This window comes from Pseudomonas mandelii (genome assembly GCF_002251635.1).
Taxonomy (GTDB): domain Bacteria; phylum Pseudomonadota; class Gammaproteobacteria; order Pseudomonadales; family Pseudomonadaceae; genus Aquipseudomonas; species Aquipseudomonas mandelii_B.
Genome location: NZ_NMOJ01000077.1, coordinates 1 through 12,997, shown reverse-complemented (window position 1 = coordinate 12,997; position 12,997 = coordinate 1). Strand labels below are relative to the sequence as shown.

Annotated in this window: 11 protein-coding genes; 5 read left to right on the top strand and 6 right to left on the bottom strand. The window is 58.6% G+C overall.

The annotated features are described in order from the left end of the window. Positions 1 to 34: 34 nt before the first annotated feature. Positions 35 to 1,069, bottom strand: coding sequence for a 2,3,4,5-tetrahydropyridine-2,6-dicarboxylate N-succinyltransferase (gene dapD, locus B7L09_RS11400; protein ID WP_094468880.1), 1,035 nt, complete (start codon positions 1,067 to 1,069; stop codon positions 35 to 37). Positions 1,070 to 1,102: 33 nt separating this feature from the next. Beyond that, positions 1,103 to 1,465 carry an ArsC family reductase gene (locus B7L09_RS11395; protein WP_438269318.1) on the bottom strand — a complete coding sequence of 121 codons (363 nt, stop codon included), beginning with the start codon at positions 1,463 to 1,465 and terminating at the stop codon, positions 1,103 to 1,105. Between the two features lie 211 nt (positions 1,466 to 1,676). Here B7L09_RS11395 and B7L09_RS11390 point away from each other — a divergent pair, with 211 nt between their 5' ends. After that, entirely contained in the window at positions 1,677 to 3,311 is a 1,635-nt protein-coding gene (locus tag B7L09_RS11390; protein WP_094468881.1) for a Na+/H+ antiporter, read from the top strand. An 80-nt stretch (positions 3,312 to 3,391) separates the two neighbouring features. On the opposite strand, the gene B7L09_RS11385 is transcribed toward B7L09_RS11390, so the two are convergent. The 4 genes from B7L09_RS11385 to map all read right to left on the bottom strand — a co-directional run bounded on the left by B7L09_RS11385 (position 3,392) and on the right by map (position 9,315). After that, positions 3,392 to 3,883: a M12 family metallopeptidase gene (locus B7L09_RS11385; RefSeq protein ID WP_094468878.1), complete on the bottom strand. Its 492-nt coding sequence runs from the start codon at positions 3,881 to 3,883 to the stop codon at positions 3,392 to 3,394. A gap of 575 nt (positions 3,884 to 4,458) precedes the next feature. Next, positions 4,459 to 5,658: a succinyldiaminopimelate transaminase gene (gene dapC / locus B7L09_RS11380; protein ID WP_094468877.1), complete on the bottom strand. Its 1,200-nt coding sequence runs from the start codon at positions 5,656 to 5,658 to the stop codon at positions 4,459 to 4,461. A gap of 121 nt (positions 5,659 to 5,779) precedes the next feature. Next, the gene (locus B7L09_RS11375) at positions 5,780 to 8,482 is read right to left on the bottom strand and encodes a [protein-PII] uridylyltransferase (RefSeq protein ID WP_094468876.1); all 2,703 of its coding nucleotides are present in this window, start codon (positions 8,480 to 8,482) and stop codon (positions 5,780 to 5,782) included. Between the two features lie 50 nt (positions 8,483 to 8,532). Next, positions 8,533 to 9,315, bottom strand: a complete 783-nt coding sequence (gene map / locus B7L09_RS11370; protein WP_094468875.1) for a type I methionyl aminopeptidase — start codon at positions 9,313 to 9,315, stop codon at positions 8,533 to 8,535. A gap of 373 nt (positions 9,316 to 9,688) precedes the next feature. Here map and rpsB point away from each other — a divergent pair, with 373 nt between their 5' ends. From rpsB to frr, 4 genes are all read left to right on the top strand, one after another. After that, positions 9,689 to 10,426 (top strand): 30S ribosomal protein S2, encoded by a 738-nt coding sequence (rpsB, locus tag B7L09_RS11365; RefSeq protein ID WP_003219330.1) that lies wholly within the window; start codon positions 9,689 to 9,691, stop codon positions 10,424 to 10,426. 190 nt (positions 10,427 to 10,616) lie between these two features. Next, positions 10,617 to 11,480, top strand: a complete 864-nt coding sequence (gene tsf / locus B7L09_RS11360) for a translation elongation factor Ts (protein WP_058412423.1) — start codon at positions 10,617 to 10,619, stop codon at positions 11,478 to 11,480. A 211-nt stretch (positions 11,481 to 11,691) separates the two neighbouring features. Next, a complete protein-coding gene (gene pyrH / locus B7L09_RS11355) occupies positions 11,692 to 12,435 on the top strand; it encodes a UMP kinase (RefSeq protein WP_094468874.1) in 744 nt (247 codons plus the stop codon). Continuing rightward, positions 12,432 to 12,989 (top strand): ribosome recycling factor, encoded by a 558-nt coding sequence (frr, locus tag B7L09_RS11350; protein WP_094468873.1) that lies wholly within the window; start codon positions 12,432 to 12,434, stop codon positions 12,987 to 12,989. Before pyrH ends, frr begins: the two co-directional genes overlap by 4 nt. Positions 12,990 to 12,997: the final 8 nt, after the last annotated feature.

Sequence of the window (12,997 nt, the reverse complement as noted above, 5' to 3'; positions counted from 1 at the left end):
AAGNCGCGGCCCGCTAGTGGCATCGAGTGGCTGCTTAGTTGTGAGCGTGCAGCGCTTCGTTCAGTTCGATGGCCGATTTGTGGGTTTTGCACTCCACGGCACCGGTCTCGGAATTACGGCGGAACAGCAGGTCAGGTTGACCGGCCAGTTCACGGGCCTTGACGACTTTCACCAGCTGGTTTTTTTCATCCAGCAGCGCGACTTTGGTACCGGCGGTCACGTACAGGCCCGACTCGACGGTATTGCGATCGCCCAACGGAATGCCGATACCGGCGTTNGCGCCGATCAGGCAGCCTTCGCCTACCTTGATCACAATGTTGCCGCCGCCCGATAGGGTGCCCATGGTGGAGCAACCGCCGCCCAGGTCCGAACCTTTGCCGACGAAGACGCCAGCCGATACACGGCCTTCGATCATGCCCGGGCCTTCGGTACCGGCGTTGAAGTTGACGAAACCTTCGTGCATCACGGTGGTGCCTTCGCCCACGTAGGCGCCCAGGCGGATACGCGCAGCGTCAGCGATACGCACGCCGGCCGGGACCACGTAGTCGGTCATTTTCGGGAACTTGTCCACCGAGAACACTTCCAGCAGCTCGCCACGCAGGCGGGCTTCCAGTTGGCGCTCGGCCAGCTCATTGATGTCGATCGCGCCCTGGCTGGTCCATGCCACGTTCGGCAGTTGCGGGAACACGCCCGCCAGGCTCAGGCCGTGCGGCTTGACCAGGCGATGGGACAGCAGGTGCAGCTTGAGGTAGGCCTCAGGCGTGGAAGTCAGTTGAGCGTCTTCGGCCAGGATGGTCGCGACCAGCGGCTTGTGGCTCTCGGCCAGACGAGTCAGCAAAGCAGCTTGTGCAGCGTCGACGCCTTTCAGCGCTTCAGCCAGTTGCGAGGCCTGAGCGGTACTGAATGCGATGGCCTGATTGCCTTCGGTGTAGCCCAGAATCGGCGCGATGGCCGCGACCAGTTCGGCCGACGGGTTGAGCAGCGGTTGTGCGTAAAACACTTCCAGCCAAGCGCCTTGACGGTTTTGAGTGCCGACACCAAAGGCCAGGCTGAACAGGGTAGTGGACATGTAAATACCTCTAACAAAATTGAACGGGCAGGCCTACTTGAGGGCTGCCGAATAACTATCTGGCTTGAAGCCAATCAGGGTTCTGTCACCGAGATCAAGCACCGGGCGCTTGATCATCGAGGGTTGTGCGAGCATCAATTCAATGGCTTTCGACTGATCGAGATCGGCTTTGCGTTCGTCTTCGAGTTTGCGAAAGGTGGTGCCCGCACGGTTCAAAACCACCTGCCAACCGTGCTCGTTGCACCATTGGGTCAAGTGTTCGCGGTCGATACCGGCCGTTTTGTAGTCGTGGAACTCATAGCTCACAGCGTGCTCATCGAGCCAGGTGCGCGCCTTTTTCATGGTGTCGCAGGCTTTGATGCCGAAAAGGTGCAACGTTTTACTTGAAACGGTCAAGGAATTGCCCCCTTTGCAGGTGCTGGAAATTAAAGGTGACGGATTATGCCATGACCGGACGGTTTCGCGGCGGCCGCGGTCGTTAAGTCATCGCAACCCCTGTGTGAGCCAGTTNTCGCGACTGCATGCGACATTGGTGCAACGGTCAGCCCGCAGTCTAAGCGGCTAATATGGCACTTCAATGCTGTCGATTGCCTGGGAACCGCGCTTTATGCAAACCGCCTACACCGTCCTGATCCTGTTGATGCTGGTCGGCGTTTCACGCCTGATCGGACGGGTGATCCCGCTGCCGCTGCCATTGGTGCAAATTGCCGCGGGTGCGGTGCTGGCCTGGCCGACCCTGGGTCTGCATGTGGCGCTGGATCCCGAATTGTTCCTCTTTCTGTTCCTGCCGCCGCTGCTGTTCTCCGACGGTTGGCGTATGCCCAAACGAGAACTGTGGCGCCTGCGCGGGCCGATCCTGACCCTGGCGGTGGGACTGGTGTTGTTTACGGTGGTCGGCGCCGGCTATTTCATACATTGGTTGTTGCCGAGCATTCCTCTGCCGGTGGCCTTTGCGCTGGCGGCCGTGCTGTCGCCGACGGATGCCGTAGCGGTCTCGGCCATTGCCCAAAATCGTTTGCCCAAGCCGCTGATGCACATGCTTCAGGGCGAAGCGCTGATGAACGATGCCTCGGGCCTGGTGACGTTTAAGTTTGCGTTGGCCGCAGCGGTAACCGGCGTGTTTTCACTGGCCAACGCGAGTATGACGTTCGTGTTGGTGGCGGTTGGCGGCCTGGCCGTGGGTGTGGCGCTGAGCTGGCTGGTCGGGCGGCTACGTACATGGATGATCGCGCGTGGCTGGGACGACCCGGCCACTCACGTGGTGTTCATGTTGCTGCTGCCGTTTGCCGCGTATGTATTGGCTGAGCGCCTGGGCGCCTCGGGCATTCTCTCCGCAGTGGCGGCGGGCATGATGCAAAGCTGGCTCGATCTGTTGCCACGCCAGACCAGCACCCGGCTGCTCAACCGCAGTGTCTGGTCGTTGCTGGAGTTCGCGTTCAACGGCTTGATCTTCCTCCTGCTGGGCTTGCAGTTGCCGGACATCATCAAGGCCGTGGCCAGCCACGAAACCTCGCTGTGGCCGACCTTGCTTTACCGCTGCCTCGACGTGGTGGTGATTTTTCTGGTGCTGCTGGTGTTGCGCTTTGTCTGGGTGCAGAGCATCTGGCGTTTGTCGGTTCTGCTGCGACGATTGCGTGGCAAAGGCGACATGACTCAAGTGCCGACCGCGCGCTCCTGCTGGTTGCTGACGGTCGGCGGCGTGCGCGGGGCGGTGACACTGGCGGGCGTGCTCTCGGTGCCGCTGCTGATGGGGGGTGATGCGTTTCCCGAGCGGGATCTGCTGATCTTCATCGCCGCCGGGGTGATTCTGCTGTCCCTGATAGCCGCCTGCATCGCTTTGCCGCTGTTGCTGCGCGGCATCGAAAAAAGCCCTGACGACAAGCGGCGCAATGAAGTGCGTGACGCCTGGCGAAAAACTGCAGAAGCGGCGATTCATGCACTCGAAGCCGAAGAGGCCACTCCCCAGGACGCAGCTCAGTCCGCGTTGGCCGCCGAACTGAAGGCGCGGATCATGTCCGAGTATCGCCATCAACTGGACGTGTTCAATGATTCGGCAGAGGCCCAGGCACTGGCATTTCAGATGGATTTGCTGGAGCGGCGTCTGCGGTTGAAGGCGCTGCGNGCGCAGCGCTTGGAGTTGTACAGCTTGAGCCGTCATCACCAGATTGGTGATGATGTACTGCGTGAGGTGTTGGCGGACCTGGATTTGAGTGAGGCCAACCTGGGTCAAGTGAAGTCCTGAGCGAAGGGTCGACCTGACGGTTTTCAGCGTGGGTAAACCGAGTTGATGAACTTGATATCTTGCTCGGACAGTTGGTTGTTTTAAGGGACTTCGATCTTGTCCCGCATGACACTCGCGGGAAAGGCGTAATGCATGATTGATTTCGGGTCATAAGGTGTTTGACGGATCTGGGTCGGTGCCCAGCGTGCGGAGGATGACAGGTAGTTGCCACTCGCCTCGTTATCGCGGGCTTCGGAATCGCGATAGAGAGCGGATAAATTCCAGTCCAGTGGCGCGTCGGGATGCTGATGTTCATGTTCAACCCCTAGTGCATGGCCGAACTCATGCATGGCAGCTACCGTGAAAAAAGAAGACTGGTAGTCGGTGCCCAGTATCATTGTGGGCAGGTGCGGGAGAATGTCTCGTGCGTCTGTCCCAATGACAGAGCTGCCTGCGCCATCTTTGAAGTGAGACAGTAATATTCGTATGTCCCCGTCATACAACTCGTCGTTATCGTCCAGCTCGATGAATTCGAATTTCAGGTTTACGTGGGGCGCCCATTGGTTGATGGCGGCGACGACGGTCTGGAACATGGCTTCGTCATAGCGTGTGATAGCAATGCGCAGCGTTTGGCCGTATAAGGTGTTTGACGGATCTGGGTCGGTGCCCAGCGTGCGGAGGATGACAGGTAGTTGCCACTCGCCTCGTTATCGCGGGCTTCGGAAACGTTAATAGTAAAGCCAGTATCGTTGAGGTCGTACCTGCGGCAGCAGGGTTTTGGAATATTTATATGTTATCGCTGCTTGTGGGTGTTAAATAGTTCTGATTTTTTAAGACGCAGGAAAACTGCTCGCGTGGCCGTTTCAAGTGCTTCGCATCCGGTAAGTTGTAATCGATATAAAGATAAGTGGCGAATGTTGTGGTGTTTCAGTATGTTTGTGGTTTTGGCTCTTTCGCATTGTATTGCGCGTTGTGAATGTTAAAAGTACTCCATTTGGTTACATGTAAGAATGGTTGCGGGAAACTGTGTGGCTTCTTTTGTTGTGGGCATGCGAAGGCGCTACTAAAGAGTTAGAAGGGCTCTCAAGTAGTTTGGAAGTTTGCAGTGGATTAAGTTCGGCTTTATAACAAAGCCCCGCGCCATGGGGTATGGCGCGGGTGGGCAGTGTTATTTATTGCGCGTAATAAAGGCGCGAATGCGTTCTGCGGCTTCTATGCATTCTGCCAGTGGCGCAACTAGCGCCAAGCGAATGCGACCTGCGCCCGGGTTGAAGCCATCCACCGCACGGGACAAATATGAGCCCGGCACGACGGTCACGTGTTCTTCCACGAACAAGTCCCGGCAAAACGCCGCGTCGTCGCCTTCAACATTTGGCCACAAGTAAAAACCACCATCCGGACGCTGCACGTCCATCACCGGGCTGAGGATTGCCAGCACCGCATCGTACTTCTCGCGGTACAGCGCACGGTTGGCGCGGACATGCACTTCGTCATTCCACGCGGCGACGCTNGCCAGCTGCGTTTGCACTGGCATCGCGCAGCCGTGGTAGGTGCGGTACAGCAGGAAAGCCTTGAGGATGTCGGCGTCGCCGGCGACAAAACCGGAGCGCAGGCCCGGCAGGTTGGAGCGCTTGGACAGGCTGTGGAACACCACGCAGCGCTTGAAGTCCTGGCGGCCCAGTTCGACGCAGGCGCTCAGCAGGCCNGNCGGCGGGGTTTGTTCGTCGAAATACAGCTCGCTGTAGCATTCGTCGGCNGCGATCACGAAGTCGTACTCGTCGGCCAGGGCGATGAGTTTTTTCAGTGTTTCTACCGGGATCAGCGCGCCGGTCGGGTTGCCCGGGGAGCACAGGAACAGGATCTGGCAGCGTTTCCAGACGTCCGGCGACACGGCGTCGAAATCCGGGTTGAAGCCGTTTTCGTCAAGGCACGGCAGATAGTGTGGCTTGGCCCCAGCGAGGAACGCCGCGCCTTCGTAGATCTGATAGAAAGGGTTCGGGCTCACCACCAGCGCATCTTCACCGCGATTGACCACGGTTTGGGTGAAGGCAAACAGTGCCTCGCGGGTGCCGTTGACCGGCAGGATATTGCGCGCCGGGTCCAGCCAGCCGTTGGGCACGTTGAAGCGGCGTTCGCACCAGGCGCCGATGGCCTCGCGCAGGGCGGGGATGCCGAGGGTAGTCGGGTACACGGCCATCTGATCCAGATTGCTTGCCAGGGCTTCAGCGACAAAGCTTGGCGAGCGGTGCTTCGGCTCGCCGATGGACAGCGCGATGGCGCGCTTGTCCGGGTTTGGCGTGACGCTGCCGAGCAGGGCGCGGAGCTTCTCGAACGGGTAGGGCTGCAACTGGTTCAACGCGTTGTTCATCGGTCGATCTCGTTCAATGTGGAGGCCTGCACTCTGTAGGAGCCGGCTTGCTGGCGATAGNCCCATCGCCAGCAAGCCGGCTCCTACAAAGGGCTGATCTCCCCAGGGGAAAATTGTTGGTTCAGATACTGATGCGTGACAGTTTGATATCCGGTTCATGGCTGACGCTCAGCTGTTCAACGATCGCATCCTGCAACCGGGTGCACAGCAGCGGGTCGGACAGCGGATGGTTGTTCGCGTCGGTGATAAAGAACACGTCTTCCACGCGTTCGCCCAAGGTCGCAATCTTGGCGTTCTGCAGCGACAGGTCGAACTCGAGGAAGATCGTGCCAATCCGCGCCAGCAGGCCGGGGCGATCCGGTGCGCTGAGTTCCAGCACCGTCACTGGGCGCTGGGCGTCGTTGGAAATGGTCACCTGGGGCGCAAAGGCGAAGTGCTTGAGCTGGCGCGGCACCCGGCGCTGGATGATGGTCGGGTAGTCGTCCGGGTTGCGCAGGGCTTCGGTGAGNCCGTCGCGGATCTGTTTNACGCGCACCGGGTTGTCGCCGATCGAGTCGCCTTCGGTATCAAGCACGATGTAGGTGTCGAGGGTGAACTGGCTGCTGGAGGTGATGACCCGGGCGTCGTGAATGTTCAGGTTGAGCTGGTCCATCGCGGCCACGGTCACGGCGAAGAAGTCGTGNTGGTCAGGCGCGTAGATGAAGATCTGCGTGCCGCCCTCGAATTCGCGCTGGGTGGTTTCCTTGATCAGCACCAGCGGGCCGCCATCGGCCGGCTGCTGCAGGATTGCGTCACTGTGCCAGGCCACATCACCTGCGGTATGACGCAGGAAGTAGTCNTCGCCCAANTGCGACCACAGNTGCTCGACATCATCTGGGTCGGTGCCGCCGCGCACCAGGATGTCCAGGGCTGCGCTTTGGGTGCGGCGGATCTGCTCTTCGCGGTCCACCGGGTTTTCCAGGCCACGGCGCAGTGCGCGCTTGGTCTCGGTGTAGAGCTGGCGCAGCAGGCTGGCGCGCCAGGAGTTCCACAGGGTCGGGTTGGTGGCGTTGATGTCGGAGACGGTCAGCACATAGAGATAGTCGAGACGGGTTTCATCGCCGACGATTCCGGCGAAATCGTGGATCACCTGCGGGTCGGACAAGTCCTTGCGTTGCGCGGTCGTCGACATCACCAAGTGGTTCTGCACCAGCCAGACGATCAGGCGGCTGTCCCACAGTGGCAGTTGATGGCGCTGGCAGAACGCCTCGGCATCCACCGCGCCGATCTCCGAGTGGTCACCATGACGGCCTTTGCCGATGTCGTGGTACAGGCCGGCCAGGTAAATCAGCTCGGGCTTGGGTAGCTTGGCCATCAGCTTACTGGCCAGCGGGAATTTCTCTGACACCTGGGTGTACTGCAACTTACGCAGGTGTTTGATCAGGTTCAGGGTGTGAGCATCCACGGTGTAGATGTGGAACAGGTCGTGCTGCATCTGCCCGACGATAAAGCCGAACTCCGGCAGGTAACGCCCGAGGATGCCGTAACGGTTCATCCGCCGCAGGTTGCGGTGGATGCCGATCTTGCATTTGAACAGCTCGATAAACAGGCTGGTGTTGCGAATGTCGTTGCGAAAGTCGTCGTCGATCAGGTGACGGTTTTCCCGCAGCAGGCGGATGGTATCGGCACGTACGCCTTTGATTTCTGGCTGCTGGGCCATCAGCACGAAGATTTCCAGCATGGCGAACGGCGTGCGACGGAACACGTTGTCGTTGCGCGCCTCGATGTAGCCGTCGTGCAACTGGAAGCGAGAGTTGATCGGCTGCGGCGGTGCTTCGTCTTCGGGGGCCAGGATCACCTCTTCGAAGTGCTGGATGATCAGGTCGCTAAGCTGGGCAATGCTCATGACCACCCGGTAATACTGCTGCATGAAGTTTTCGATGGCTTGCTTGGCGTCATCGCCCTCGAAACCCAGCAGCCCGGCAATCGAGCGCTGGTGGTCGAACAGCAAGCGGTCTTCGGAGCGACCGGCGAGCATGTGCAGCGCGTACCGGACCTTCCACAAAAACTCCTGGGACGAGGCGAGCAGGGCGTTTTCGCTTTCGACCAGGAAACCTTCACCGGCNAGCGCGCGCAGGTTCAGGGTGCCGTATTGGCGACGCGCAACCCACAGGATCGTCTGGATATCCCGCAGCCCGCCCGGTGAGCCTTTGACGTTGGGCTCCAGGTTGTATTCGGTGTCGTTGTATTTGTGGTGCCGGGCTTTCTGCTCGGCACGCTTGGCCAGGAAGAAGTCCTTGCTCGGCCACATGTGGGCGGTGCTGGTAACTTCCAGCATGCGCTGGCGCAGGCGCTCGGGGCCTGCGACGGTGCGGCTTTCCATCAGGTTGGTGATAACCGTCAGGTCGGCGCGAGCCTCTTCGGCGCATTCGTCCACCGAGCGTACGCTTTGGCCGACTTCCAGGCCGATATCCCACAGCAGCGTCAGAAAACGCTCGATGGAATCGCGAAAGATCTCATGATCGGCGCTGTCCAGCAGGATCAGCAGGTCGATGTCGGAGTAGGGGTGCAGTTCGCCGCGACCGTAGCCGCCGACCGCGACCAGCGCGATGTCGGCGTCTTCGCTCCAGTTGAATTGCTCCCAGGCCTTTTGCAGGATGTTATCGACGAACCAGGCGCGATCCTCGATCAGCCGACGAATGTCCCGGCCGCTGCGAAAGCGCTCATCGAGCACCTCGCGGGCCTGGCGGATAGCCTTCTTGAAGGCGGCAATGGGGCTTGCCTTCAGTGCCAGTTCGGCCTGGAACTGGCCACGGTCGAAGAGTTCGGGATCCACCTGGGGCATCGATTGGCTTTCCTATCTATCTATAAGGCTGGTAGCTGCCTGGGGTCGGATCAGGCCGAAACGCGCGGGATGGTGTCATCGGCGCGCAAGGTGAAGATCTCGTAGCCGGTGTCGGTGACCAGCAGGGTGTGTTCCCACTGGGCCGAGAGCTTGCGGTCCTTGGTGATAGCGGTCCAGCCGTCGCCCAGCACCTTGGTGTCGGCCTTGCCCTGGTTGATCATCGGCTCGATGGTGAAGGTCATGCCCGCTTTCAGTTCCATGCCGGTACCGGCGCGGCCGTAGTGCAGGATCTGCGGTTCTTCATGGAACACCTTGCCGATGCCGTGGCCACAGAATTCGCGGACGACCGAGAAACCGTTCTTTTCAGCGTGCTTCTGGATCACTTCACCGATATCGCCCAGGCGGCAGCCGGGTTTCACGATCTCGATAGCCTTGTACATGCATTCCTGGGTGACCTGGGACAGGCGTTCGGCCCAGACCGGCACGGTACCTACGTGGAACATGCGGCTGGTGTCGCCGTGATAGCCATCCTTGATCACGGTGACGTCGATGTTCAGGGTGTCGCCATCCTTCAGCGGCTTCTCGTTCGGGATGCCGTGGCAGACCACGTGGTTGATCGAGGTGCAGATCGACTTGGGAAAGCCCTTGTAGTTGAGCGGGGCAGGAATGGCTTTTTGCACATCGACTATATAGTCGTGGCAGATGCGGTCCAGGGCTTCGGTGGTGACGCCAGGCTTGACGTGTTCGGCAATCATTTCCAGCACGTCGGCAGCCAGTTTGCCGGCGACGCGCATCTTTGCGATGTCCTCGGGGGTTTTGAGGGTGACGGTCATACAGGCTCTCTCTGCGCTCGATGGCGCTTGCTAAAACGAAATGGGCATTGCGCGATCAATCTTCGCGGCCCTGAAAAACGCGATTCTAACAGACGATCAGCGCAAATCTGAGCCTCTGTGCATCGCTTCTCTCTATAGATTGGCGCATTCTCGGGCGATTCCAAGTGCGCGGTTGAAGTCGCGCATCAGGAATTGAGAATCCGGGTTCCGTTTTTTGCAGCCCTGTGATATAAAATGCGCCGCTTTCCGGGGATACCCCGAAAGGCTTAAATCCACACACGTGTCGACACGATGACCTGGGTGCCGGAGGCGAATGCCGCTGGTTGGTCATTGGGATACGTGGAGGCCAAACCCGACTTATTAAGGAACTATCATGTCCCAAGTCAATATGCGCGATATGCTGAAGGCCGGTGTGCACTTCGGTCACCAGACCCGTTACTGGAACCCGAAAATGGGTAAGTACATTTTCGGCGCGCGTAACAAGATCCACATCATCAACCTTGAAAAAACCCTGCCAATGTTCAACGAAGCTCTGACTTTCGTAGAGCGCCTGGCCCAGGGCAAAAACAAGATTCTGTTCGTCGGCACCAAGCGTTCCGCTGGCAAGATCGTTGCTGAAGAAGCAGCACGTTGCGGTTCGCCGTACGTCGATCACCGCTGGTTGGGCGGCATGCTGACCAACTTCAAAACCATCCGTGCTTCCATCAAGCGTCTGCGTGACCTTGAAGTGCAAGCCGAAGACGGTACTTTCGCCAAGCTGACCAAGAAAGAGGCGCTGATGCGCACTCGCGACCTGGAAAAGCTCGATCGTTCCCTGGGTGGTATCAAGGACATGGGCGGTCTGCCTGACGCACTGTTCGTTATCGACGTTGATCACGAGCGCATCGCGATCACCGAAGCCAACAAGCTGGGCATCCCTGTTATCGGCGTAGTCGATACCAACAGCAGCCCGGAAGGCGTTGACTACATCATCCCAGGCAACGATGACGCAATCCGCGCTATCCAGCTGTACATGGGTTCGATGGCTGACGCTGTAATCCGTGGTCGCAACCACGTTGCTGGTGGTACCGAGCAGTTCGTTGAAGAAGCTCCGGTAGCCGCAGCTGAGTAATTGACGCCCTGGCGTTGACTCAGTAAGCAAAAAGGGGGCTTGGCCCCCTTTTTGCCACCTCGAAAACCGTTTGTGGGCAGCGCANNTNNNGCCTCTGTAACGTGCAGCGGCTAACAANGGGGTTCGGGAAGAATTGATCGCCCGTTTGATCGGGTGGAATGGTTGAAAACCTATCCAAGAGGATTTTGAAATGGCAGAGATTACTGCAGCGTTGGTTAAAGAACTGCGTGAGCGTACCGGCGAAGGCATGATGGATTGCAAAAAGGCCTTGACCAAGGCCGGCGGCGACATCGAAAAAGCCATTGATGACATGCGTGCTTCCGGCGCCATCAAGGCTGCCAAGAAAGCAGGCAACGTCGCTGCTGAAGGCGCTATCGCTCTGGTTGAAGACGGTAAAGCCGCAGTTCTGCTGGAAGTGAACTCGCAGACCGACTTCCTGGCTCTGCAGGACGACTTCAAGGCATTCGTTGCTGCCAGCGTCAAGAAAGCATTCGACGACAAGCTGACCACCGTCGAGCCGTTGATCGAAGCTCAAGAAGCTGATCGCCTGGTACTGGTTGGTAAAGTTGGCGAAAACGTCAACATCCGTCGCCTGGCTCGCATCGAAGGTGATGTGGTTGGTGGCTACCTGCACGGCAACAAAATCGGCGTTGTGGTTGCCCTGAAAGGCGGCGACGTTGAGCTGGCTAAAGACATCGCTATGCACGTAGCGGCCAGCAATCCTGAATTCCTGCTGCCATCGGAAGTCTCCGCTGACGCAATCGAACGCGAAAAAGCCGTGTTCCTGAGCCTCAACGCTGACAAGATCGCCGGCAAGCCGGAAAACATCGTTGAAAACATGATCAAAGGCCGTATCAGCAAGTTCCTGGCTGAAGCGAGCCTGGTTGAGCAGGCGTTCGTCAAGAACCCTGAGATCAAGGTTGGCGAACTGGCCAAGAAAGCCGGTGCTGAAATCGTTTCCTTCACCTACTACAAAGTAGGCGACGGCATCGAGAAGCCGGTCGACAACTTCGCTGAAGAAGTTGCTGCCCAGCTGGCTGCCGCCAAGCAATAAGACAGTTTTTAACTGTCGCCCGAAAGAGGCTGCCCGCTCACGCGCGCAGCCTCTTTTCAAATGGGANGCCAATTTTTATTTGGTTTCCCATCGGAACTGGCTTACAAAGCCGTGTTCCGATGGCGCTGTGATAGCGTCCAGCTAGAGTGAACGCAAGCCGTAAACGGCTCGCCAAGAATTTTTAAAAAATACGCCGCAGGAGAGATTCGCAATGGCTCAGCAGGGCAGTGGTTATCAGGCTCGCTATAAACGCATTCTACTCAAGCTTAGCGGCGAGGCCCTGATGGGCTCGGAAGAGTTCGGGATCGATCCCAAGGTACTCGACCGCATGGCACTGGAAGTCGGCCAACTGGTCGGCATCGGTGTTCAGGTCGGTCTGGTGATCGGCGGTGGCAACCTGTTCCGTGGTGCAGCGCTGAGCGCGGCCGGCATGGATCGGGTAACTGGCGACCACATGGGCATGCTGGCCACTGTGATGAACGCCCTGGCCATGCGCGATGCGCTGGAACGTGCCAATATCTCGGCCATCGTGATGTCGGCCATTTCCATGGTTGGCGTGACCGATCACTACGATCGTCGCAAAGCCATGCGTCACCTGAACGCNAANGAAGTAGTGATCTTTGCTGCCGGTACCGGCAACCCGTTCTTCACCACGGATTCGGCTGCTTGCCTGCGCGCCATCGAAATCGATGCTGACGTAGTGCTCAAGGCCACCAAGGTGGATGGCGTATACACCGCAGACCCATTCAAAGACCCGCATGCCGAGAAGTTCGATCATCTGACCTACGATGAAGTGCTGGATCGCAAGCTGGGCGTGATGGACCTGACGGCTATTTGCCTGTGCCGCGACCACAAGATGCCGCTGCGCGTATTTAACATGAACAAGCCCGGCGCCCTGCTGAACATCGTACACGGCGGCGCGGAAGGGACTCTGATCGAGGAAGGCCAACAATGATCAACGAAATCAAGAAAGACGCTCAAGAGCGTATGCACAAATCCGTTGAATCGCTGCTGCACAACTTCGGCCGTATTCGTACCGGCCAGGCGCACCCAAGCATTCTTGAGGGTGTGATGGTGCCGTATTACGGTTCCGACACGCCGATCACCCAGGTGGCCAACATCACCGTTAAAGACTCGCGCACCCTGCAAGTCGTGGCCTTCGAGCGCAACATGCTCGGCGCTGTCGACAAAGCGATTCAGAGCGCTGGCCTGAACCTCAACCCGACCAACCTGGGCGAGTTGTTGCTGATCTCCATGCCTGCCCTGACCGAAGAAACCCGCAAGGGCTTCACCAAGCAGGCACGCAGTGCGGCTGAAGATGCGCGGGTTGCCGTGCGCAACATCCGTCGCGATGCCAACAGCTCGCTGAAGGATCTGGTCAAGGAAAAAGAAATCAGCGAAGACGAAGAGCGTCGCGCCACTGGCGAGATCGACGATTTGACCAAGAAGTACGTGGCTGAAATCGACGCGCATTTGGCACAGAAAGAAAAAGACCTGATGGCCGTATAAGGGTCGCG

Bases quoted from the DNA above. Each gene is read 5' to 3' on its own strand.
- B7L09_RS11385 (WP_094468878.1), bottom strand. From the start codon at position 3,883: ATGTTCCAGACCGTCGTCGCCGCCATCAACCAATGGGCGCCCCACGTA.
- map (WP_094468875.1), bottom strand. From the start codon at position 9,315: ATGACCGTCACCCTCAAAACCCCCGAGGACATCGCAAAGATGCGCGTC.
- rpsB (WP_003219330.1), top strand. From the start codon at position 9,689: ATGTCCCAAGTCAATATGCGCGATATGCTGAAGGCCGGTGTGCACTTC.
- tsf (WP_058412423.1), top strand. From the start codon at position 10,617: ATGGCAGAGATTACTGCAGCGTTGGTTAAAGAACTGCGTGAGCGTACC.
- frr (WP_094468873.1), top strand. From the start codon at position 12,432: ATGATCAACGAAATCAAGAAAGACGCTCAAGAGCGTATGCACAAATCC.